23 protein-coding genes are annotated in these 22127 nt (G+C 41.6%); 2 read left to right on the top strand and 21 right to left on the bottom strand.

Annotated features, from left to right (window positions below; translation table 11 throughout):
• Positions 1–63 precede the first annotated feature (63 nt).
• From ispG to ndk, 5 genes are all read right to left on the bottom strand, one after another.
• Positions 64–1182 carry a flavodoxin-dependent (E)-4-hydroxy-3-methylbut-2-enyl-diphosphate synthase gene (ispG, locus tag GLIP_RS12255; protein WP_008844953.1) on the bottom strand — a complete coding sequence of 373 codons (1119 nt, stop codon included), beginning with the start codon at positions 1180–1182 and terminating at the stop codon, positions 64–66.
• A 14-nt stretch (positions 1183–1196) separates the two neighbouring features.
• Complete coding sequence (locus tag GLIP_RS12250; RefSeq protein ID WP_008844952.1) at positions 1197–2096, bottom strand: RodZ domain-containing protein; 900 nt, start codon at positions 2094–2096, stop codon at positions 1197–1199.
• Positions 2093–3310, bottom strand: coding sequence for a type IV pilus biogenesis/stability protein PilW (gene pilW, locus GLIP_RS12245; protein ID WP_008844951.1), 1218 nt, complete (start codon positions 3308–3310; stop codon positions 2093–2095). The genes GLIP_RS12250 and pilW overlap by 4 nt, the downstream gene beginning before the upstream one ends.
• Positions 3311–3376: 66 nt before the next feature.
• Complete coding sequence (locus tag GLIP_RS12240) at positions 3377–4513, bottom strand: bifunctional tRNA (adenosine(37)-C2)-methyltransferase TrmG/ribosomal RNA large subunit methyltransferase RlmN (RefSeq protein WP_008844950.1); 1137 nt, start codon at positions 4511–4513, stop codon at positions 3377–3379.
• Positions 4514–4618: 105 nt separating this feature from the next.
• Positions 4619–5050, bottom strand: a complete 432-nt coding sequence (gene ndk, locus GLIP_RS12235) for a nucleoside-diphosphate kinase (RefSeq protein ID WP_008844949.1) — start codon at positions 5048–5050, stop codon at positions 4619–4621.
• Positions 5051–5350: 300 nt separating this feature from the next.
• Between ndk and GLIP_RS12230 the strand changes: the two genes are divergently transcribed.
• On the top strand, positions 5351–7231 hold the full coding sequence (locus GLIP_RS12230; protein ID WP_008844948.1) for a choice-of-anchor I family protein: 1881 nt from the start codon (positions 5351–5353) through the stop codon (positions 7229–7231).
• A gap of 78 nt (positions 7232–7309) precedes the next feature.
• Here GLIP_RS12230 and fdx read toward each other — a convergent pair whose 3' ends face one another.
• The 10 genes from fdx to serB form a co-directional block, all read right to left on the bottom strand.
• Complete coding sequence (gene fdx, locus GLIP_RS12225) at positions 7310–7648, bottom strand: ISC system 2Fe-2S type ferredoxin (protein ID WP_008844947.1); 339 nt, start codon at positions 7646–7648, stop codon at positions 7310–7312.
• A gap of 18 nt (positions 7649–7666) precedes the next feature.
• Positions 7667–9532 (bottom strand): Fe-S protein assembly chaperone HscA, encoded by a 1866-nt coding sequence (gene hscA, locus GLIP_RS12220; protein WP_008844946.1) that lies wholly within the window; start codon positions 9530–9532, stop codon positions 7667–7669.
• Positions 9533–9578: 46 nt separating this feature from the next.
• Positions 9579–10106 carry a co-chaperone HscB gene (hscB, locus tag GLIP_RS12215; protein ID WP_008844945.1) on the bottom strand — a complete coding sequence of 176 codons (528 nt, stop codon included), beginning with the start codon at positions 10104–10106 and terminating at the stop codon, positions 9579–9581.
• A gap of 54 nt (positions 10107–10160) precedes the next feature.
• Positions 10161–10484, bottom strand: coding sequence for an iron-sulfur cluster assembly protein IscA (iscA, locus tag GLIP_RS12210; protein WP_008844944.1), 324 nt, complete (start codon positions 10482–10484; stop codon positions 10161–10163).
• Between the two features lie 20 nt (positions 10485–10504).
• Positions 10505–10894 carry a Fe-S cluster assembly scaffold IscU gene (iscU, locus tag GLIP_RS12205; protein ID WP_008844943.1) on the bottom strand — a complete coding sequence of 130 codons (390 nt, stop codon included), beginning with the start codon at positions 10892–10894 and terminating at the stop codon, positions 10505–10507.
• A 59-nt stretch (positions 10895–10953) separates the two neighbouring features.
• The gene (locus tag GLIP_RS12200; protein ID WP_008844942.1) at positions 10954–12177 is read right to left on the bottom strand and encodes an IscS subfamily cysteine desulfurase; all 1224 of its coding nucleotides are present in this window, start codon (positions 12175–12177) and stop codon (positions 10954–10956) included.
• A 12-nt stretch (positions 12178–12189) separates the two neighbouring features.
• The gene (iscR, locus tag GLIP_RS12195) at positions 12190–12678 is read right to left on the bottom strand and encodes a Fe-S cluster assembly transcriptional regulator IscR (RefSeq protein ID WP_008844941.1); all 489 of its coding nucleotides are present in this window, start codon (positions 12676–12678) and stop codon (positions 12190–12192) included.
• A gap of 106 nt (positions 12679–12784) precedes the next feature.
• Positions 12785–13594, bottom strand: coding sequence for a serine O-acetyltransferase (gene cysE / locus GLIP_RS12190; RefSeq protein ID WP_008844940.1), 810 nt, complete (start codon positions 13592–13594; stop codon positions 12785–12787).
• 19 nt (positions 13595–13613) lie between these two features.
• The gene (gene trmJ / locus GLIP_RS12185) at positions 13614–14378 is read right to left on the bottom strand and encodes a tRNA (cytosine(32)/uridine(32)-2'-O)-methyltransferase TrmJ (RefSeq protein WP_008844939.1); all 765 of its coding nucleotides are present in this window, start codon (positions 14376–14378) and stop codon (positions 13614–13616) included.
• 110 nt (positions 14379–14488) lie between these two features.
• A complete protein-coding gene (gene serB / locus GLIP_RS12180) occupies positions 14489–15502 on the bottom strand; it encodes a phosphoserine phosphatase SerB (protein ID WP_008844938.1) in 1014 nt (337 codons plus the stop codon).
• Positions 15503–15681: 179 nt separating this feature from the next.
• On the opposite strand from serB, the gene GLIP_RS12175 reads away from it, so the two are divergent.
• On the top strand, positions 15682–16290 hold the full coding sequence (locus GLIP_RS12175) for an AhpA/YtjB family protein (RefSeq protein WP_052154980.1): 609 nt from the start codon (positions 15682–15684) through the stop codon (positions 16288–16290).
• A gap of 17 nt (positions 16291–16307) precedes the next feature.
• Here the strand turns inward: GLIP_RS12175 and GLIP_RS12170 are convergent, their stop codons facing one another.
• Genes GLIP_RS12170 through lepA form a run of 6 tightly spaced genes read right to left on the bottom strand, consistent with a single transcriptional unit; the run spans position 16308 to position 22053 of the window.
• The gene (locus tag GLIP_RS12170; RefSeq protein WP_008844936.1) at positions 16308–17081 is read right to left on the bottom strand and encodes a TatD family hydrolase; all 774 of its coding nucleotides are present in this window, start codon (positions 17079–17081) and stop codon (positions 16308–16310) included.
• A 16-nt stretch (positions 17082–17097) separates the two neighbouring features.
• On the bottom strand, positions 17098–17751 hold the full coding sequence (gene pdxH / locus GLIP_RS12165; RefSeq protein WP_008844935.1) for a pyridoxamine 5'-phosphate oxidase: 654 nt from the start codon (positions 17749–17751) through the stop codon (positions 17098–17100).
• A 25-nt stretch (positions 17752–17776) separates the two neighbouring features.
• Positions 17777–18685: a GTPase Era gene (era, locus tag GLIP_RS12160; RefSeq protein WP_008844934.1), complete on the bottom strand. Its 909-nt coding sequence runs from the start codon at positions 18683–18685 to the stop codon at positions 17777–17779.
• Complete coding sequence (rnc, locus tag GLIP_RS12155; protein WP_008844933.1) at positions 18682–19359, bottom strand: ribonuclease III; 678 nt, start codon at positions 19357–19359, stop codon at positions 18682–18684. Before rnc ends, era begins: the two co-directional genes overlap by 4 nt.
• Entirely contained in the window at positions 19360–20256 is an 897-nt protein-coding gene (lepB, locus tag GLIP_RS12150) for a signal peptidase I (RefSeq protein WP_008844932.1), read from the bottom strand. It lies immediately after the preceding gene.
• A complete protein-coding gene (lepA, locus tag GLIP_RS12145) occupies positions 20257–22053 on the bottom strand; it encodes a translation elongation factor 4 (protein WP_040522801.1) in 1797 nt (598 codons plus the stop codon).
• Positions 22054–22127 lie beyond the last annotated feature (74 nt).

The raw sequence follows: 22127 nt of genomic DNA, 5'->3' as shown, positions 1-22127 counted from the left end.
CCCTAATAAAAAAGCCCCGTATTATAGGGGCTTTGGTAGTAGTGTTACAAGCGATAAAAATTTTTATCCCACTTGTTTAACATCAATTTTTCGTGCTGCATCTAACTGAGAAGCTTTAGCTCGAATGCGTTTTTCTAATTGATCAACTAAATCTTCGTTAGACAAGCGTTCCTTTTGACGTTTGCCATCTAAATAAAATCCACTCATATTACGTGCGCCAGTAAGACCTAAATCCGACACTTCTGCTTCACCAGGCCCATTCACAACACAGCCTATAATTGAAACATCCATGGGCGTTAGTATATCTTCTACACGCTGTTCTAAGGCATTGACTGTCGCGATTACATCAAATTCCTGTCGTGAACAGCTAGGACACGCTATAAAATTAATTCCTCTAGAACGGATTCGCAACGATTTCAAAATGTCGAAACCAACTTTAATTTCTTCTATCGGATCGGCAGCTAATGAAATACGAATTGTATCGCCAATCCCTTCAGCCAATAGCATTCCCAATCCGACCGAGCTTTTTACTGCTCCAGAACGGAACCCACCAGCTTCGGTGATCCCTAAGTGCAAGGGTTGATCGATTTTCTTAGCGAGTTCTCTATATGCTCCAACCGCGAGAAACACATCAGACGCCTTAACACTGACTTTAAACTGGTCAAAATTCAATTTATCTAGAATATCCACATGCCGCATCGCTGATTCGACTAATGCAGCAGGAGTAGGCTCACCATATTTTTCTTGCAGCTCTTTTTCCAACGAGCCGCCATTGACACCTATACGTATTGGAATATTTTTATCTTTTGCGCAATCAACTACAGAGCGCACTCGCTCCATACTACCAATATTACCAGGGTTAATGCGTAAACAGTCCACTCCATATTCGGCGACCTTCAATGCAATCCGATAGTCAAAATGAATGTCAGCTATTAGCGGCACGTTCACCTGTTTACGAATTTCTTTAAACGCTTCTGCAGCATCCATTGTTGGCACTGAAACTCGCACGATTTCACCACCGACTCCAACAATTCGATTGATTTGTGCAACAGTAGCTGCCACATCTGTGGTGTGTGTATTGGTCATGGATTGCACAGCGATGGGTGCTCCATCACCAATGGGCACATTTCCTACGTTAATACGTGTAGATTTACGTCGTTTTATAGGAGAATCAGAAAACATATCTATACCTTTAACTACGGAGCAAATGGTAGTGAAAATTTCGCCGTTTTACCAGCGTCAAAACGGGACATATCAACTTGCACACCGTCGTAACTTATTTGTACCACTTGTGGTGCGCCTAATGTGACTTCAAAGGGGGCCACCCCAGACACGGTCATAACACGGCCTTGCTTTTTTACGCCGTAGGCTATTGCTTCACCCGTTGCGTCAACTAAATTCATCCAGCAATTTTCAGAAAACTCAAAGACCAGTTCAATATTTTTCAGGTCAGCGGTTTGCTGCTCAGTTGTTTCTTCCGTGGCCAATTCAATAGTATCTGGCTCAGAAACTGTGTCTTCAGGTTGCAAATTACTTTCTTCAATTTCAGCCGCATTATCTTGTTCAATTTGCGCACTGATGATGAGATCATCAGCTGTAGGTTGTTCAGACAACTCCGGCTCTTCAAAAGTTTGTGCTGTATCTGTGGTTTCAACCGTTGAAACGGGGTTTGAAACTGAATTATCTGAGGAGTCCTGTTGTAACCACCAAATAACCACCAATGCTAACATTGCAGCGACAATGCCATAGGTGATCAGCATCAAGCGGTCGTCATTTGCTTGCTTTGCTACGCGCTTTGAAAAACTTTGCAGCTTAGCCGGTTCTTTTTCCTGTTCATATTGAGAAGCAAATGCTTCTAATACGACTTCTTCTTTTACCTGTACTTGTTTCGCATACAACTTCAAATAACCTTTGGTAAAGGTCATCGAAATTTTAGGATCGTATTCATCAGATTCGATCGCCGCTATGATATTTGCTTTTAAATGCAGTTTATTAGCTATATCACCGACCGTCAGCCCAGATTTTTCACGCGCTTCTTTCAAAATAGCGCCAGGTCCTTTTACTGATACTGGCTGTTCTTGTTGTTCTTCGGTCATTTCTGTTCTACCGCTTCAGGGTCTATCACAATTAATTTTTTTCCTACATATATAGATGATGCATCTGGAAGTTCGTTCCAATCGATTAGTCGCTGCATTTTTACATTATACTTCAACGAAATACGATACAAATTTTCGCCTTTTTCAACGACATGATATTGGGCAATTTGAGTGTCTTCACTGTCCGGTTTGTTTTTTACATTTTCAGTTGAAATGTCAGACTCATTTTCAACTGGTTCGACTATCGGAAGATCCTCTACCGGATAGTCTTTTAGCGGTGCTTTATCTTGTTGTTGCTTAGCCAGATTCTGCTCTTCTTGCGCGGTTATTTCATTGTCACGATTAGCATTATTTAATGTTTCTGAAACTGGGGGTTGAGTTTCTTTATTAACAATTTGATCGGTAGCAGGTTTAAGCTGTTTGACAACTTTTTGTTTAGTCACCAAGTTGCTTATGTTTTTACGATTTTTTATATATTCCAACGTCTTAGGATGACTAGGATACATGCTTATTAGCATATCGCCGTACCCCTTAGCAAGCTCATCATTGTTGAGCGCCTGCTCTATTACCACTGACATATAAAGCGTGTCCGCCGTTACTCTGGAGTTTTTTTCAAGTCGACGTAAGCTAAGTTTTGCATCGTTCCATTGTTGCTGTTGCATTTGCAATTCAACTAAAAGTTGCAGTGCTTTAGCTCTAGACGGTTGATGATTTAACGAACTTTGTAAATAGGTAATCGCGTCATCGATTTGCCCCTGACTTTGACTACAAAGCGCTAAATTTTCGTATGTCTCAGCTGTTGAAATATAGTTCGCACTATTCACTGCTTTTAGAAAATAGTTTTTGGCTTCTTCATAATTACCGTTTTCACACAAAAATGCGCCATATGAATTAGCGATATCGGGATTTTTAGGATCAAAGTCTAGCGCTTTTTGATAAGCATCATCGGCTAGTTTAATCTCATCTACCTGTTGGTAATAATAGGCCATACTAAAATGTGCATCCGCTAGGCGAGGTGCAAATTGCAGTGCTTTATCCAGATTGAATTTAGCCTGACTAAAATTGCCATTTTTAAGATAAGTAAGTCCTAAAGAGATTCTGTTTTTTGCCGCAGCGACAGGATCAAAATCATCACTTGCTTTAAAACCGTCAGGTAATGGTTCACTGACACAAGCTGAGAGAAATATCATTGCGACAATCAAAAAACTACGCATAAAATTCACTTACGTTGAGGGCTGTTTACTCAGCCTATGCTAACTGCTTGTTAGCGACTTATCCAACTAGTTGGCTAATTTTACTGAAATTTGTTCACCTTTCAGTTGTTTTTTCAGCATTCGTTTTGTGCGGTCGACCACGTCGCCTACTAATTGACCGCATGCTGCATCAATATCATCACCGCGAGTTTTACGTACCACGACTGTAATTCCATACTCCATCAGTACTTTTGAAAAACGGTCGATACGAGAATTACTGGAGCAGGTATAAGGAGAACCAGGGTAAGGATTAAAAGGTATTAGATTTATTTTACATGGTGTTTCTTTAAGTACTTTAGCAAGCTGGTGCGCCTGATCAGTGCTGTCATTTATGCCGTTGAGCATAACATACTCAACTGTGACTTTTCCTTGATTCGCGTTCGACTTTGCTAAATAACGCCTTACCCCTGCCAAAAACTCTTCGATTGGGTACTTTTTATTCACAGGAACAATTTCGTCGCGTAGATCATTCGTAGGAGCATGAAGCGAAATAGCCAAAGCGACATCTATCATATCACCTAATTTATCAAGGGCTGGCACCACACCTGAGGTACTTAGGGTAACTCTGCGCTTAGACAATCCAAAACCTAAATCATCTAACATAATGTCCATGGCTGGCACCACATGCTTCAGGTTTAGAAGCGGCTCCCCCATCCCCATCATCACAACGTTAGTAATAGGTCTTTTAGCCGTATCTTTCGATAAGCCAATGGTAGTTGCGACTCGCCATACCTGACCTATTATTTCAGAAACAGTTAGATTACGATTGAATCCTTGTTGCGCTGTAGAGCAGAAAGTACATTCCAAAGCACAGCCAACCTGTGATGATACACACAAGGTAGCGCGATCCGCTTCAGGGATCCAAACAGTCTCTACTTCCTGTCCACCTTCAAGTTTTAAGGCGAACTTGATGGTGCCATCAGTGGCATTTTGTTGATAAGCAATTTCCGGCGCTTTTATTTCACAACGTTCAACAAGTTTAGCCCTTAACGACTTATTGAGGTTAGTCATCTTTTCAAAGTCTGTTTCCCCCTGCTGATAAATCCATTTCATCAATTGATCCGCACGAAATGGTTTCTCACCAATTGACGCGAAAAACTCTCGCAAACCTTGGCGATTAAAATCTAACAAATTGGTTTTAGCCACTTGACTGACTACAGACATAAAACAAACAACCTCAATTAAACAGGAACAAATTGTACAATTTATACGCAAACTTTACTACGACAAAAGGGGAGCAATGCTCCCCTTTTGAAAAAAGCAAAACGCTTAGCGTGTGCGTGGGCAGATTTCTTCGTCAGAGAAAAAATACGCAATTTCACGCGCTGCAGATTCAGCAGCATCAGAACCGTGAACCGCATTTTCATCAATTGATGCAGCATAATCTGCACGTAATGTACCCGCTAGCGCTTCAGCAGGATTGGTAGCACCCATAATTTCGCGATGGCGTAAAACTGCATTTTCGCCTTCTAACACTTGAACCATAACTGGGCCAGACGTCATGAAAGAAACAAGCGCGTTAAAGAAAGGACGCTCACTGTGTTCAGCGTAAAAGCCTTCTGCTTGCTCTTTGCTTAAGTGCACCATTTTTGATGCAACAATGCGAAGCTTTGCAGATTCGAAACGATTATAGATCGCACCGATAACATTTTTTGCTACTGCGTCTGGTTTAATGATTGAAAAAGTACGTTCTAAGGCCATTTACAGGTCTCCGATTACATATAAAAAAATAATTGCTAAAATTTCCGCGCGGATTATATGCAACTTTACAATCAATGACTAATTTATCTGGTAAATTCCGCAAACTTTTTTATTTTAGCTGTAACAAAAGATCAACACAGTTGAAAAAAACACCCCAATTTCATTCTGCTTTTCACGTTTCAAGCCCATATCAACAGTATAAGCGTCATAATTTGTTCATATAAATGTAGCAAATATTTCATTCTCAACTCTTAAGGTAAACCGCTGATTTTAACACTACATATCTATGACGGAATAATAATGAAAGAGCAGCTAAAAAAGTTAAAGGTTGGGTTAGTTACTTTAGCAGTGGTAACCGCGTTAAGTGGTTGTACGCTCGATGGTGACGATGGAAAAGATGGTGCAACTGGTCCTCAGGGGGCAGACGGTATTAATGGTGCTGATGGCGCGGATGGCCAAAGTTTACCTCGCGAATTGGCGATTGAAGTTGTTGGCAGATTTGCAGCTGGCGGCGTCGAAGTTTATGGTAAAAGTGCTGCCGAAATTGTGCAGTTCCACGAAACGTCGCAATCAGCATTTGCGATCAATGCGGCCATGAATCAAATCGAAGTTATTTCGTTAGTGAACTTGCCAACCGTAGCAGTTGGAAATCCAATAACTGATACGAGCCTAACCTCTACTGCCTTTACGTTTCCTAGCAGTGTAACCGTGAAAGATGCCAACGACCTTGACCAAACAATCGCATTAGGTGCGGCAAACTCAGTAGCAATCAATGCGGATATGCTTGCACTAGCGGTTGAAGGTGAATCAAAAACGGATGAAGGTGCCGTACTGTTTTATACACTAGACGCAATGGGGCAAGGAACATTTGTGAAAGCGGTCTTAGTCGGCGCCCTACCCGATATGGTGACTTTTAGCGAAGATGGAAGTTTAGTGCTTGTCGCAAATGAAGGGGAACCAGATACAGATTACAATGTTGATCCTGAAGGCAGTATTTCAGTAATTGCGGTCACCGACGGTGTCCCTGCTGATCTGGCAGAAAACATCAACCTTAGCTCCGACATGGTATTTTCAAACGATACCTTAGACGAAGAAGACTACGATACAGATGAAGAAAGAAGAGCGCTTCTTGAAGCTATGGGAGTTAAGTTTGCCGGTCCAGATGGCACGACAGTAGCGCAAGATCTTGAACCTGAATACATTGCCATGAGCGTTGATGGCAAAAAAGCTTATGTATCCTTACAAGAAGCAAATGCAATTGGGATTATCGACTTAGACGATATGAGCATAGAAGTGAAAGGATTAGGATTTAAAGATTGGGGGAAATTCGAATTAGATTTCAGCAATGAAGATGAAGTCCCAAGCTTCAGCAGTGTTGCTGGTCTTTACGGTATGTATCAACCTGACACAATCGCAACTTACCAATGGAATGGGGCAACTTTTATATTATCTGCCAACGAAGGAGATTCACGTGATTGGGATGCATTTTCAGAAGAGGTGCGGGTTGAGGACATAGTAGATCCAGACGAATTGAATATGCTGTTGTCAGATGAGTTACAAGCTGCATATGATGCCAGTGGTGCGGATGACGGTCTTGGACGTCTCAAAGTAACCACAGAGCTGGGTGACGCTGACGAAGATGGCGTGTATGAAGCACTTTACGCTTATGGCTCTCGCTCTTTCTCAATTTGGGATCAAAGCATTAATCAAGTCTTCGATTCTGGCGATGATTTCGAAAAAATCTCTTCCGCTATCCTTGGTAACGACTTTAACAGTGCTCACACTGAGAATAAAGGGGACAATCGCTCAGATGACAAAGGTGGCGAGCCAGAAGCAATTGCAGTGGGAGAAGTGAACGGACGTACCTATGCGTTTATCGGTTTAGAGCGTTCAGGCGATCTATTCACCTACGACGTAACCAATCCATTTAATGTTGCTTTTGTTGCACATAACAACAACCGTGACTTCACCACTGATTTCGAATTGGATGATGATCTTGATAATCCGTGTGACGAAAATGAAGGTATGGATTGTTCTGAAGTGGCTGATTCAGGCGACCTAGGTCCAGAAAGCATTAAATTTGTACCAGCCGAGCAAAGCCCTAACGGCAATGCCTTACTGATTATCGGTAACGAAGTCAGTGGTACTGTGACGATTTATCAGGTAACTGAAATCCAATAAGCAAAACGTTAGGTTTCAAAAGACACAAAAAACCCCGGTAGTCCGAGGTTTTTTATGATTTATTTCAAGTCAGAAAGACTAATGCCCTTCACTGACCTGATTCACTGTGTACTTAGGAATTTCCACGACTAAATCTTCATCTTGAATAATCGCTTGGCAACCAAGTCGAGATTCAGGCTCAAGACCCCAAGCTTTATCCAACATGTCTTCTTCTAGATCATCTGCTTCACCCAGTGAATCTAAACCTTCGCGAATTAGCACATGGCAAGTTGTACAAGCACACACTTTTTCACACGCATGCTCAATACCAATATTATTTTTCAAAGCCAAATCTAACACCGAAGTGCCCTTCTCTCCTTCCAAAACTGCGCCATCTGGACACAACTCTGCATGCGGTAAAAATATAATCTGTGGCATTATCGCGCTCCTTAAAACCTAAATTTCGTTAACTGAGTGGCCGGTAAGTGCCTGATTAATTGATTTATCCATTCGTCTTGCAGCAAACGCTTGGCTGATATTGTCGACTTTTTCGATAGCAGTTTTAATTGCTTCTATGTCTGTTCCTTCAGCTAGGGATAACATCTGTTGTAAGGCGTCTTTAATCGCCGCATTTTCATCTTTGCTGAGTAACTCGTCACCGTCTTTTTGCAGAGCACTGTTTAGCGTTTCTGCCACCCTAGAGGCCTCGACTTGCTGTTCTTTCAGCATACGCGCTTGCATATCTTGTTTGGCATGTAGCATTGAAGACTTCAACATTTCAGCCACTTCTGCATCCTCAAGACCATAGGAAGGCTTAACTTGAATTTCAGCTTTCACGCCTGTGGATTTCTCCATTGCTGTGACGTTAAGTAAGCCATCTGCATCAACCTGGAATGTGACTCGAATATGTGCCGCTCCTGCTGCCATAGGAGGTATGCCAGTCAAATTAAATTTTGCTAGTGATCGACAATCTTTAACTAATTCCCGTTCACCTTGCAGAACATGCACCATCATTGCCGTTTGGCCATCTTTAAACGTGGTAAACTCTTGGGCCTTAGCAACTGGAATTGTGGTATTACGAGCAACGATTTTTTCCGTTAATCCGCCCATGGTTTCAATCCCCAAAGACAGCGGCAAAACATCTAGCAATAACATTTCGTTGTCTGGCTTATTACCGGCTAAGATATCCGCTTGTATCGCCGCCCCAATCGCTACAACTTTATCAGGATCAATTGATGTAAGTGGTGTTTTACCAAAAAACTCACCAACTTTATGACGCACCATAGGTACACGGGTCGAACCACCTACCATTACCACTTGTAAAACGTCTTCTAACTCAACTTCAGCATCTTTGACTGCGCGTCGACAAGCCCGCAATGACTTTTTCACTAAAGGTTCGATTAAACTTTCAAAGGTCAAACAGCTAATAACTACCTCATGACTATCGCCTTGATCATCAGTGAACTGGATATCAACTGCCGAATCATTACTTAATGCTTCTTTGGCAAGTTTTGCATCATCGAGTAAGCGACGACGTAAACCTTTCGATATTTCTGCGGGAAGATTGGCCTGTTTACAAATATAGTCAAACAGCAGTTGATCGAAGTCGTCTCCTCCCAATGCCGTGTCACCACCGGTAGCCAAAACTTCAAACACGCCTTTAGATAATCTAAGGATAGAAATGTCGAACGTTCCACCGCCTAAATCATAAATAGCTATTACCCCTTCCTGGCCACTATCTAACCCATAGGCAATCGCAGCGGCTGTGGGCTCATTAAGCAATCGTAAAACATGCAACCCAGCCAATTGCGCCGCATCTTTGGTGCCTTGCCGTTGTGCATCGTCAAAATAGGCAGGAACTGTCACCACTGCACCCGTTAATTCATCTCCTAAGGAGTCTTCTGCGCGGGCTTTTAAGTTTGCTAAAATTTCTGCAGAAACTTGAATTGGGTTAACAGTAGAACCGGGGACTTTAATTGTTATTTGTTCTTTGTCAGTTACAAACTCGTAAGGTAAATTGGGATAATGAGTTTGGATATCTTTTAGGCTTCTTCCCATCAAACGCTTAACTGACACTATTGTGTTAGCAGGATCAAGATTAGCAGATTGTTTAGCTTGCTCACCGACGATCGTTTCAGAGGATGAATATTGAACTACAGAAGGCAAAATATGCCGACCGAATTGATCTGGCAGGGTTTCGGGTTTCCCGCTTCGCACGGTCGCTACCAATGAATTGGTCGTACCTAAGTCAATGCCAACAGCTAGTTTACGTTGATGAGGTGCAGCCGCTTGACCCGGCTCTGCAATTTGCAATAGTGCCATAATTCGTTCTAACTCGCTTTTTAATTTTTAGTGACACGCATAGGCGTTAATCTTCAAATAATGAATCTTCTTTGAGTTCGATCTCTTTGTGCAGTTTATTCAAGAACTTTAACTTTCTTACTTCTGCCGCTGCAAGCGCATTCGCCTGCTCTGTTTGTTCTTCAAGCAATTCGCTTAAGGTTTCAAAGTGTTGTTTAGAGTGTATCGCAACATCTTTATCTAAATCCGCTAATGCCTGTTCAGGATCTGCTGCATCATCAACTTCAGACAAGTGTTCTCGCCATTCCATTTGCTGCATTAAGAATGTTGGATCTTGCATGGTTTGGGTTTCATGTTGCAACTCAATACCTCTGAGTTCCAACAGATGCTCAGCACGCGAGAGAGGATTTTTAAGAATTTGATAGCCGTCATTGACTTGCGCATTCTTTTGCACAGCCATGAGCTTTTCCTGACCACCTGCGTTAGAAAAACGATCTGGATGCGTGACTTTAGCTAATGATTGATAAACGTTAGCTAGCTGAGTTTTGTCCACCTGAAAATTTTCTGGCAAACCAAAAAGCGTAAAGAAGTTCATAACGATGTTTTACTTTCTAAAAACAAACTAGCCGATAAGCTGCTGGCAACAGCATTAAACATTAAAGCTTTCGCCACAACCACATTCACCATTTGCGTTAGGGTTATTAAACAAAAACCCTTCGTTAAGGCCTTCTTTGGCGAAATCTAGTTCAGTACCGTCAAGATAAACCAAGCTTTTACCATCAATGATGATTTTTATGCCATTATCTTCAAATACTTGGTCATCAGCATTTAACTCGTCAACAAATTCCAGAACATAAGCCAAACCCGAGCAACCAGTGGTTTTTACACCTAAGCGTAAACCTACCCCTTTTCCTCGGCCTTCTAGAAATGTTCTGGCTCGCTTTGCAGCTGAGTCTGACACTTTAATTCCCAAAACTGACTCCTCTAACTATTTTACTGAGCTTTGCTGTGCTTTGATTTATAATCTTCTACTGCTGCTTTGATAGCATCTTCAGCCAAAATAGAGCAGTGAATTTTTACCGGAGGCAACGCTAACTCTTCAGCGATGTCTGTATTCTTGATTGTCACAGCTTCATCAAGCGTTTTGCCTTTTACCCATTCAGTTACTAATGAACTTGAGGCTATTGCTGATCCACAACCATAGGTTTTAAATTTAGCATCTTCAATGACACCATTTTCACCCACTTTAAGTTGCAGTTTCATCACGTCACCACAGGCCGGTGCTCCTACCATACCAGTAGCAATGGTTGGGTCGCTCTTATCAAACCCACCTACATTGCGTGGATTTTCATAATGATCAATAACTTTTTCACTGTAAGCCATGTTACTTACCTCTTAAATTACGATTTCTCGCGTTAATTCCAAACTATCTGATCCATCAATTAGTGATGAACCCATTCAACTTTTGTCAGATCGACACCGTCTTTAAACATATCCCAAAGCGGTGACATTTCGCGTAGCTTGTCGATCGCATTTTGCACCACGCTAACAACGTGATCGATATCTTCTTCAGTAGTGAATCGACCAATACTAAAACGAATCGAACTGTGCGCTAATTCATCGTTTAAGCCTAATGCTCTCAATACGTAAGACGGCTCTAAACTTGCAGAAGTACACGCAGATCCTGATGACACTGCCATATCTTTAAGTGCCATAATCAATGACTCACCTTCTACATAGGCGAAGCTAACATTTAGGTTTGCGGTGACACGTTGCTCAAGGTCACCATTTAAGTACACTTCCTCGATATCTTTCAGGCCGTTCCATAAACGATTACGTAGTTTTAAAATGCGCGCATTTTCTTCGACCATTTCTTCTTTGGCAATACGGAAAGCTTCTCCCATGCCAACAATCTGATGTGTTGCCAATGTACCTGAACGCATTCCACGTTCATGTCCACCGCCGTGCATTTGCGCTTCTATTCTAACCCGTGGTTTACGACGTACATACAATGCTCCGATACCTTTAGGGCCATATATTTTATGTGCAGAAAAAGACATCAAATCGACTTTTAACGCTTGTAAATCGATATCAATTTTACCGGCACTTTGAGCGGCATCGACATGGAACAAAGTTTTATTTTCACGACAAATTTCACCAATTTGCTGAATGTCCTGAATAACTCCGATTTCATTATTAACGTGCATAATGCTAACCAGTACTGTATCTGGACGAAGATTGGCTTTAAATGCATCTAAATCCAATAAACCATTCGGCTTAGGATCCATATAAGTTACTTCGAAACCTTCACGTTCCAATTGACGACAGGTATCTAGCACAGCTTTGTGTTCAGTTTTTAAGGTAATAATGTGTTTACCTTTTTTACTGTAAAAATGGGCTGCACCTTTAATTGCAAGGTTATCAGACTCAGTTGCGCCTGATGTGAAAACTATCTCACGAGGATCCGCATTCACCAATTCAGCAATTTGATTTCTAGCAAGGTCAATAGCTTCCTCAGCAATCCAGCCAAACTTGTGTGAACGAGAGGCAGGATTACCGAAATTTCCTTCTAGTGTTAGACACTCCATCATTTTTTGGGCTACGCGCGGATCAACCGGAGTGGTTGCCGAATAATCCAAATAGATAGGTAAATTAATATTGCTCATTTTTGGCTCCGCTTATAATTGCAAACTAATTTCGATTTCGTTTGCAACAACCGTATTAAGTTGTTTATTTCTGTCTTGTCTTCCTGCCACAGCTTTTACGTCTTGTTTGGCCATAAGTTCACCTAACGTAATGCTATTCAGAAAATGACTAATTCTTTCACTCAAATCTTGCCATAGGCTATGAGTTAGGCAGCGTTCACCACCTTGACAATCTGAATTGCCTTGGCAACGGGTTGCATCTACAGATTCATCTACTGCACTGATGACTTCGCCCACTGCTATTTCTTCTGGCAAGCGACCTAATTTATATCCGCCGCCAGGTCCACGAACACTCTTAACCAGATTTTCTTTTCTTAAGCGTGAAAACAATTGCTCAAGATAAGATAATGAAATTTCCTGACGCTCCGAGATATCAGCCAACGAGACCGGCCCTCTTCGGGAGTGCAAGGCTACATCTAACATCGCAGTAACAGCGTATCGGCCTTTGGAAGTAAGTTTCATAGAAAATTCCAGTTAATAAGATGGTTGGAATTCTCACATACCTGACTAATTTAGTCAAGTATTAGACCAAGTAATTTAGTCAAGTATTACCTTTAATCAGATATCGTTAAATGGAGGGATCAAATGCATCTTTCGCTTTTTGGAAATCTTCAACTAAGTCCGAATCTTGAAAGTCATCGAGGGTGATTGAAGGTAGGGATTTACCACAAACTTCGCCTCCCATTTGATTGATTGCTTTGCACATTTCTTCTACTTTCGTATCTATCAAGTGAACATGATCAAGCATCACACCGATAGCGTTGGCGACCGGATCTGGATTGTCGGGCGCGACTGCGTATGCGTCAAATCCATATTTGCGCGCAATTTTATCACGATGTTGATGTTTATCTTGATCTTTTTGTTGTTTTTGCACAACGATTCGACCCGGAATACCAATCACAGTAGCGTTTTCGGGAACATCTTTAACCACAACAGAATTAGAGCCTACTTTTGCCCCTTTATGCATGGTAATCGGCCCAAGCACTTTAGCACCTGCTCCTACCACCACATTATCTTCTAACGTCGGGTGGCGTTTACCACCATTCCAACTGGTTCCACCTAAGGTCACACCATGATAAAGCGTGACATCATTACCGATTTCGGCGGTTTCTCCAATAACAACACCCATTCCGTGATCTATAAAAAACCGACGACCTAAAGTAGCCCCAGGATGAATTTCTATGCCTGTCATCCAGCGCGAAAAAGTTGAAATTGTGCGAGCGAGCCACTTCCAATTTGCTTTCCATAACCTGTGTGCAATGCGATGATACCAAATAGCATGAAGCCCCGGATAATTAACTAAAACCTCAAACGTGGTGCGTGCTGCAGGATCTCGATGAAATACACTTTGGATGTCTTCTTTAATTCGCTCAAACATATTGTTACTTAGCAGTTTCCTAATCTTTGGCTTTAATCGATTTATCAACAGACGCTAAAATGCCCCGCAGAATATTCAATTCTTGGGTTTCAGGTCGTGCGCGATTAAACAAACGTCTTAATTTGGTCATCACCATACCGGGATGTTGCGGAATGATGAAATTCGTTTTTGAAAGGGTTTGTTCCAAATGACTATAAAAACGCTCTAAATCATCGGCTAACGGATATTCATTGGTTTCTTCTGGTATACGAGATTTATTTAAAAACGCCATTCGAATTTCGTAACAAAGAGTTTGTACAGCGGCTGCTAAGTTTAATGAGCTATATTCAGGATTAGCGGGTATACACACATGGAAATGGCACTGCTGGAGCTCTTCATTGCTTAATCCATTGTTTTCACGTCCAAAAACTAATGCGACTGGATACTGCTCTACTTCACTAATGAGTTTCTCTCCACACTCGCGTGGTTCAAGCATTGGCCATGACAGCGTACGTGAACGCGCACTCGTACCGACAACTAAACCACAATCTTTAACCGCTTCTTCCAAAGTAGATACTATTTTCGCATTGGCCAGAACGTCCCCCGCGCCTGCAGCTAATGCACTGGCTTTGCCATCAGGTTTGTCTACCGGGTCAACTAATACCAATTGGCTAAGCCCCATGGTTTTCATCGCTCTAGCAGTTGAGCCTATATTACCTGTATGAGAAGTATTGACTAAAACTACACGAACTTTATCGAGTATTTCTGAACTAGCAGATTGAGGCGCATTTTTTGTGATAGACATAATGAGTTTCTTGTTTGACCAAATTTAAGCTTTAGCGCTTGGTTTAAATATTTGCATAGTAGACTTTACCATATTGAGCTGTAAGCTGCTGACAGCATGTTCTTTATTGCTTACTGTTCATTTGTAGTGAGTAACGCCAATAATCCATCGGCCGCGCAAAAACGTAATGCTGCATCAGCTTGTTGACGCACTACAGGTTTAGCATGATAAGCCACCCCCAACCCTGCTTGTGCCATCATTACCAAATCATTTGCACCATCGCCTAATGCAATCGTTTGCGATTTTTCAATAGCATACTTTTCAGCCAACATATTTAGGGTATCTGCTTTACTTTGAGCCCCGATGATTTCCCCTAAAACTTTACCTGTAAGTTTGCCATCAACAATTTCCAGTTGATTAGAAATGGCAAAATCCAGATCCAGACGTTGTGCCAGATAATCAGCAAAGTAAGTAAATCCGCCGGATGCGATAGCAAGTTTCCAATTCGCGTTTTTCAGTTCAGCTAATAATCGACTAATGCCAAGATTAATCGGTACGTTATCGCGAACGGTTTTTAAGATACTTTCGTCAGCACCAGCTAAACAAGCCACGCGACTAGTTAAACTTTGCGCAAAATCTAATTTGCCTTGCATTGCCAACTCAGTGACTTCTGACACCTGTTTACCCACTCCAGCTAACTTAGCAATTTCGTCAATACACTCAATGCCAATTACGGTGCTATCCATGTCCATCAATAAAAGGCCCGGTTTCGTTAAGGTAGGACGCTTCTCGAGTAAACTAATATCAACTTGAAAACGCACTGCTACCGTCTCGATTAAAGCGGGTAGGTTTGATGAGTCTAATACTGTGACTTGGGCATCAATGGCACAACCATTATTACCCTGATACCCCGGTTGATAAACCGTTACCTTTAGCGCTTCAGCAAGCGCACCTTGGATCTGGTATAGCTTTTCTAAATTCAGACTTTCAGAAAACAAAATCAACTGCTGACTCGCCGCGTCAGGGTTCTCAGTTAATTCAACCTGATGTGCTTCAGGTAAAACAAAACTCACATTTTTATGATGAAGATTGGTGAGAAATTTAGCAGAAAGCCACTCTTGAGTAGATAATTTAGTCGTAAGCACTGTTAACACGCCAGATTAGTCATTGGGACAACGGATTCTACCTAAATCACTTTGCTGTGCAATAAGATATCCCTATGATATAGAACAATTAGATTGATTCGGGCCGCATGACAACCTTGAATTAAATAAAACTAATTCTAATATTGGCAAATGAAGCAATTTGTCATATTGTCTTTGCCATGGACATGACAAAATTAGGTGTGGCTGAATCAGGCCATAAAATCCCCAGTAATTACTCAATATTTAAACGAGTAGCGAATCTCACCCTGTTGATAGTAGCGGCAGCGATTTGCGTTAACATTTGGCTTTTAAACACAGAGCAATCGCAAAATTGGCACAATAATCAAGCATCTCAATTGGGTCGCAGCTTAGCGAAATACACTGCTGACATCATTGCACCTCATCTTCAGGAGCAGCAAAATACGCAAATACTTAATTATCTAGATTTGCTAACCAAAGACAGCCATGTCGCAGGCGTATCAGTTTATAACCGACGTGGAGAAGTAATTGAAAGTAACGAACAAAATAGTTCAGTGCTAGCAAACTTTTTGATTGAAGACGATTTTCCATTGGTGTTTGTGGAAGAAATTGTACTGGATGACAAAATTTTAGGTTACATACGGCTCATGCTAGATGAAAAGCAAGTCATGCTTTTTCACGCCGAATATCAAAATCAAATTTACAAACAACTTTTAGTGCTTATGCTACTTGCAGGTTTAGTAGGGCTGCTAATTACTCGTGCATATTATAAAGTGCGATTTAGACACTATCAGAAAGTAAAAAAGTAAAACATCGCGGCTCTTTTTTACGCACCTTCAAGACCAAATAGACGCTGTGTATTTTTGCGGGTTTGCTGTTTTATGTAATCGATTTCTTCTCCGCGAATATGCGCTATATGTCGCACAATTTCGGGCAAATACTCTGGACTATTACGCTGCCCTTGACGGCCAGAAATTGGCATATCTGGGGAGTCTGTTTCCAGTAAAACTGATTCTAATGGGATTTTTCTTAACGTTTCTCTTGTCTTAGACGCTCTTGGGTAGGTGATCACTCCTCCAAAACCGAGATTAAAGCCTAAATCCAAGTAATTTTTTGCTTCTTGATAACTCCCAGAAAACGCATGGATAACTCCACCAAATTGAAATTTCTGTTGTTTCAAAATGCGAATGATTTGGTTATGTGAACGCCGGTGATGGATTATGACGGGTAAACTATTCTGCTGAGCAATCTGAAGCTGTTGGATAAAAAACTCTTGTTGGAGCGCTTGCTTTGGCAGATCATCAGCTTGGAAATCTAAACCAATCTCCCCTACTGCCACAAGTTGTGGATTTTCCGCAATTAATCGACTTAACGTGTCTAAATCATCGGTTTTACTGTGCTTGAGAAAATAAGGATGCAAACCCAATGCAAACTCCAGCATAGGTGATTCTTTACATAAACTGATGAGTGCTTGCCAACTTTTTGCCTGGGTTCCAGGAATAATAATATTTGTGATCCCAATATCTAGACAGTGATTTAGAACCTGTGTTCTGTCTGCATCAAAGGCCTGAAAATCAAGATGGCAATGACTATCGATCATTTCTAAAATTGCGCAATTAAGGCATTAGACGTTGAATTTGCCAACGTGGAGAGTCTTGCTCAGTTTTGTTTAAGGTGTACACAAAACGATTGTGTAAACGGTGCTCTCCCCCTTGCCAAAATTCGATTTCATGAGGGATGACTCGAAATCCACCCCAGAATTTAGGTACCGGGATTTGGCCCGAAGAAAATTTTTGTTTTACTTCATCGAACTTACTCAACAACATCTGCCGAGTAGAAATAGGCTGACTTTGCTTTGACGCCCAGGCAGCTAACTGACTTTCTTTTGGTCTAGAGAAAAAGTAACGTGCGACTTCCGTGGCAGGTAACGGCTGAGCTTGGCCACACACTTTGACTTGGCGTTCCATAAAATGCCATGGAAAATGCAGAGATATTTTATTATTTTCTCGTAATTCGGTTGCTTTGCGACTACCTAGATTAGTATAAAAAACAAATCCTCTGTCATCGACATCTTTTAACAAAACGATTCGCTGGGAAGGTTGACCATCAGGAGACACTGTAGCTATTGTCATAGCTGTCGGATCAGACACGCCAGAATCAATCACGGTTTGAAGCCAAGCATTGAACTGATTGATTGGGTTTTCGTCGAGGTCTTCTTGTTTTAACTCGCCAAGATTGTAGTCTCGCCTGAGATCATGAATATTTGCCATCTCTACACCCTTTAGTTAATCACCGTTAAGAGTTATTGTCTCCGTATCCTAGGCTTCGAAGAGCACGTTCATCATCTGCCCAACCGGATTTTACTTTGACCCATAATTCTAAAAACACTTTATTATCGAACAAATTTTCCATATCTTTACGTGCTTCTGCGCCAATGGTTTTTAAGCGCTGACCGCCCTTGCCTATCACCATGCGTTTCTGGGTTTCGCGTTCAACTAAAATTAGCCCGTTTATTCGATACACACCATTGTCAGCCAGTAAAAATTGTTCAATTTCAACCGTCACAGAATAAGGTAATTCGTCCCCAGTAAAACGCATTAATTTTTCGCGTACTATTTCGGCTGCCATAAAGCGACTGGATCGATCGGTGATGTAATCTTCTGGAAAATAAAACTCACTTTCAGGCAACGTTCTATGTACCATTTCTCGAAGTTCTTCTACATTACGACCTAATTTAGCTGAAATGGGCATAATTTTTTCAAAGTCGTGTTGTTCCTGCAGCCATTGCATATGGGTCATCAAATCGTTTTTATCTTTGACATTGTCGCTTTTATTAATCAGCAACCAACAAGGCAAACCAGACTGCTTCACTTTGTTAAGCACCATTTGATCGTCTTCAGTCCACTTTGTCCCTTCGACCAAAAATAAAACTAAGCCTACTTCCGCCAACGAGCTAGATGCTGCACGATTCATTAACCGGTTGATTGCACGCTTTTCTTCTACATGCAGGCCCGGCGTATCCACGAAGATGGCTTGATGATGGACTTCCGTATCTATCCCCATAATACGATGACGCGTGGTTTGTGGCTTTCTGGAGGTAATACTGACTTTTTGACCTAATAGTTTATTCAAAAGGGTCGATTTACCCACGTTAGGTCTACCAACTATCGCCACCATGCCGCAATAGGTTATTGTATCTGTCATTTCAGCTTCTCCAACACTTGCTTCGCTGCTTGTTGTTCAGCTTTTCGGCGCGAACTACCACGTCCCGACACTTTTTCTGATAAGCCTTCAACTGAACAGTTAACAATAAAAATCTGATCATGATCTTTGCCTAACACTTCGACCACTTCATATTCAGGTAACGGCAATTTTCTACTTTGCAGAAATTCCTGCAATTGTGTTTTATTATCTTTTGGATGAGCGCTAGGATTCAGATCATCAAAACGTGATTCAAACCAGTTCAATATTAATGTTTTGCAGCGCTCTAAGCCGGACTCTAGGTATATCGCTCCAATAATCGCTTCTACTGCGTCAGCGAGTATCGAACTACGTCGGTAACCACCACTTTTTAACTCTCCAGTGCCAAGCAAGAGGATATCACCTAGTTCAAACTCTCTACCCACTTCAGCTAACGTTTCTCCCTTAACCAAAGTCGCTCGCATTCGAGTCAGCTTTCCTTCTGGTTGCTGTGGAAAGCGCTTAAAAAGCTCTTCAGCGACCACCAAACCTAACACAGCATCACCTAAATATTCTAAACGTTCATTGTGTACGTTTTTAAAACTTCTGTGAGTGAGTGCAAGGGTAAGATTATCAGCGTCTAAAAATTGATAGCCAATCCGTTTATACAGTTTTTGGTAAGCGGCAGTTTGCGACATTTAATCAATGCCACCTACACGTTCAAAACGCACACCGGTTGGGATCCAAGTAGGTAAGAAATCTTCTGGCGCATGTCCAAATTCAAAACTTATCCAGATCGCCACCGCTTTTCCAACTAAATGATCATCCGAAACAAAGCCCCAAAAACGACCATCTTCGCTGTTATCACGGTTATCACCCATTACGAAGTAATTGCCTTCAGGCACTACCCATTCACCAATTCTGGTGCCACTTTGCTCATAGTAGCGACTGATATCGTCAAGTCTTCTAGGAAAAATTAGTATCTCATGATTCACATCACCAAGCTGCTCACTAAGTTTGTTGACTTGAAAACCTTGGTAGTTATATTGACCTAAAAAATCACGTTCTACTTTGTATTCTGGCGCACAATTCTCACCACTGGCACACGCAGGTTTGATGTATAAATCTTTGGCGGAATAGCTGATGGTATCACCGGGAAGGCCAACAACGCGCTTGATGTAATCCAATTTAGGATTCTCTGGGTATTTGAAAACCACCACATCGCCGCGCTCAGGCGCACCAGTTTCAAAAAACTTGGTGCGCGTAACCGGGTCTTTTAATCCGTAGGAGAACTTCTCAACAAGAATAAAATCACCGACTAACAATGTGGGCATCATTGAACCTGACGGGATTTGGAATGGTTCATATATAAACGAGCGTAAAACCAAAACAAATGCGATTACCGGAAAAATTTGCTGCGCAGTATCTACCACATAAGGAACTGGCAGTTCTATCCCTTCTGGTAACTCATTTCCGCCGTTTGCCGCAACCACTTTTTGACGTCGCTTTGGTGCAAATATCTTGGCATCAATTAGCCAAATTAATCCCGACGCAACAGTTAAAACAACTAGAAATAATGAAAAGTAATTTGCCATCTATTTTCCTACCTTTAATACGGCTAAAAATGCATCCTGCGGTAACTCTACATTACCTACTTGTTTCATACGTTTTTTACCTTCTTTTTGTTTCTGTAGCAGCTTTTTCTTACGGCTTACATCACCGCCGTAACATTTCGCAATAACGTTTTTACGTAATTGCTTAATCGTACTGCGTGCAATGATGTGATTACCAATGGCTGCTTGAATTGCTATATCAAACATTTGTCTAGGTATTAATTCACGTAATTTTTCGACTAACTCGCGCCCCCGACCTTGGGCATTATCTTTATGTGTAATGACGGCTAAAGCGTCAACTCGTTCGCCATTAATCAATATATCTAAACGTACCATGTCTGCTGCATTAAACTTCACAAAATTATAATCCAATGACGCAAACCCGCGGCTTGTGGATTTTAATCTATCAAAGAAGTCCATCACCACTTCAGCCATGGGTAATTCGTAAGTAACGGCAACCTGTTTACCATGATAAGTCATGTTAGTTTGCACACCTCGTTTCTCAATACACAAGGTGATGACATTACCCAAGTAATCTTGTGGTACCAAAATATGCGCTTCTACAATTGGTTCGCGAATTTCTGCAATATCGTTAAGAGGCGGTAGTTTTGAAGGGTTATCTACCTTAAGTAGTTCACCTTTGGTGGTTTCCACTTCATACACCACAGTAGGTGCAGTGGTTATTAGATCAAGATCGTATTCACGTTCCAATCTCTCTTGAATAATTTCCATATGGAGCATACCCAAGAAGCCGATACGGAAACCAAACCCCAATGCAGATGAGCTTTCAGGTTCATAAAATAACGACGCATCGTTTAACGTCAATTTCGCTAATGCATCACGAAAATCTTCATATTCATCTGAGCTAACTGGAAACAACCCCGCGTAAACCTGCGGTTTTATTTTTTGAAATCCAGGCAGCGCTTTGGTAGCTGGGTCTTTAGCTAATGTAATAGTATCGCCGACAGGGGCACCCTGAATATCTTTAATACCGGCAATTACGTAGCCAACCTCTCCGGTTTTAAGCTCGCCAGTTTTAGTTTGTTTTGGGGTAAAAATGCCTACATTATCCGCTTGATGTACAGCACCGTTAGACATAATTTGAATTTTGTCTTTTGCGGTTAATTTACCTTCCATTACTCGTACCAACGACACAACGCCTTGATAGTTATCAAACCAAGAATCAACGATTAGGGCTTTAAGTGGTGCGTCAGGATCGCCAATTGGTGGGGGTACGCGACGCACAATGACTTCTAAAACATCTTCGATACCGATACCAGTTTTGGCTGAACAGCGCACCGCATCGATAGCATCGATTCCGACAATATCTTCTATTTCCTCTGCAACGCGATCAGGTTCGGCTTGAGGCAGGTCAATTTTGTTGAGGATAGGAACTACTTCCATATCCAAATCAATCGCCGTATAACAGTTAGCCAGAGTTTGCGCTTCAACTCCCTGTCCAGCATCAACAACCAACAATGCACCCTCACAGGCTGCTAATGAACGAGATACTTCATAGGTGAAGTCAACATGCCCAGGTGTATCGATAAAATTGAGCTGATAAGTTTCGCCGTCTTTTGCAGTATAATTTAGCGTTACACTTTGCGCTTTGATGGTTATCCCTCGTTCGCGCTCTATGTCCATCGAATCAAGGACCTGCTCAGACATCTCACGTTGGGTAAGACCCCCGCAGTGTTGAATAAGACGATCAGATAAGGTCGATTTACCATGATCAATATGGGCGATTATTGAAAAATTGCGAATGTGCTTATGTTGCATAGTGTTAAGACTGATACCTACAGCTAGCGCCTCTGATATTTGCAGAAGCAAGTAAAAATAATTTGGCGGGGATT

The organism is Aliiglaciecola lipolytica E3, assembly GCF_000314975.1.
Taxonomy (GTDB): Bacteria; Pseudomonadota; Gammaproteobacteria; order Enterobacterales; family Alteromonadaceae; genus Aliiglaciecola; species Aliiglaciecola lipolytica.
Note: the sequence above shows the minus strand (reverse complement) of the source record. Positions and strands in the feature narration are given on the sequence as shown.

Coding starts and splice junctions, on each gene's coding strand:
- ispG (WP_008844953.1), bottom strand. CDS start 1,182: ATGTTTTCTGATTCTCCTATAAAACGACGTAAATCTACACGTATTAAC.
- GLIP_RS12250 (WP_008844952.1), bottom strand. CDS start 2,096: ATGACCGAAGAACAACAAGAACAGCCAGTATCAGTAAAAGGACCTGGC.
- pilW (WP_008844951.1), bottom strand. CDS start 3,310: ATGCGTAGTTTTTTGATTGTCGCAATGATATTTCTCTCAGCTTGTGTC.
- GLIP_RS12240 (WP_008844950.1), bottom strand. CDS start 4,513: ATGTCTGTAGTCAGTCAAGTGGCTAAAACCAATTTGTTAGATTTTAAT.
- ndk (WP_008844949.1), bottom strand. CDS start 5,050: ATGGCCTTAGAACGTACTTTTTCAATCATTAAACCAGACGCAGTAGCA.
- GLIP_RS12230 (WP_008844948.1), top strand. CDS start 5,351: ATGAAAGAGCAGCTAAAAAAGTTAAAGGTTGGGTTAGTTACTTTAGCA.
- fdx (WP_008844947.1), bottom strand. CDS start 7,648: ATGCCACAGATTATATTTTTACCGCATGCAGAGTTGTGTCCAGATGGC.
- hscA (WP_008844946.1), bottom strand. CDS start 9,532: ATGGCACTATTGCAAATTGCAGAGCCGGGTCAAGCGGCTGCACCTCAT.
- hscB (WP_008844945.1), bottom strand. CDS start 10,106: ATGAACTTCTTTACGCTTTTTGGTTTGCCAGAAAATTTTCAGGTGGAC.
- iscU (WP_008844943.1), bottom strand. CDS start 10,894: ATGGCTTACAGTGAAAAAGTTATTGATCATTATGAAAATCCACGCAAT.
- GLIP_RS12200 (WP_008844942.1), bottom strand. CDS start 12,177: ATGAGCAATATTAATTTACCTATCTATTTGGATTATTCGGCAACCACT.
- iscR (WP_008844941.1), bottom strand. CDS start 12,678: ATGAAACTTACTTCCAAAGGCCGATACGCTGTTACTGCGATGTTAGAT.
- cysE (WP_008844940.1), bottom strand. CDS start 13,594: ATGTTTGAGCGAATTAAAGAAGACATCCAAAGTGTATTTCATCGAGAT.
- trmJ (WP_008844939.1), bottom strand. CDS start 14,378: ATGTCTATCACAAAAAATGCGCCTCAATCTGCTAGTTCAGAAATACTC.
- GLIP_RS12175 (WP_052154980.1), top strand. CDS start 15,682: ATGGACATGACAAAATTAGGTGTGGCTGAATCAGGCCATAAAATCCCC.
- GLIP_RS12170 (WP_008844936.1), bottom strand. CDS start 17,081: ATGATCGATAGTCATTGCCATCTTGATTTTCAGGCCTTTGATGCAGAC.
- pdxH (WP_008844935.1), bottom strand. CDS start 17,751: ATGGCAAATATTCATGATCTCAGGCGAGACTACAATCTTGGCGAGTTA.
- era (WP_008844934.1), bottom strand. CDS start 18,685: ATGACAGATACAATAACCTATTGCGGCATGGTGGCGATAGTTGGTAGA.
- rnc (WP_008844933.1), bottom strand. CDS start 19,359: ATGTCGCAAACTGCCGCTTACCAAAAACTGTATAAACGGATTGGCTAT.
- lepB (WP_008844932.1), bottom strand. CDS start 20,256: ATGGCAAATTACTTTTCATTATTTCTAGTTGTTTTAACTGTTGCGTCG.
- lepA (WP_040522801.1), bottom strand. CDS start 22,053: ATGCAACATAAGCACATTCGCAATTTTTCAATAATCGCCCATATTGAT.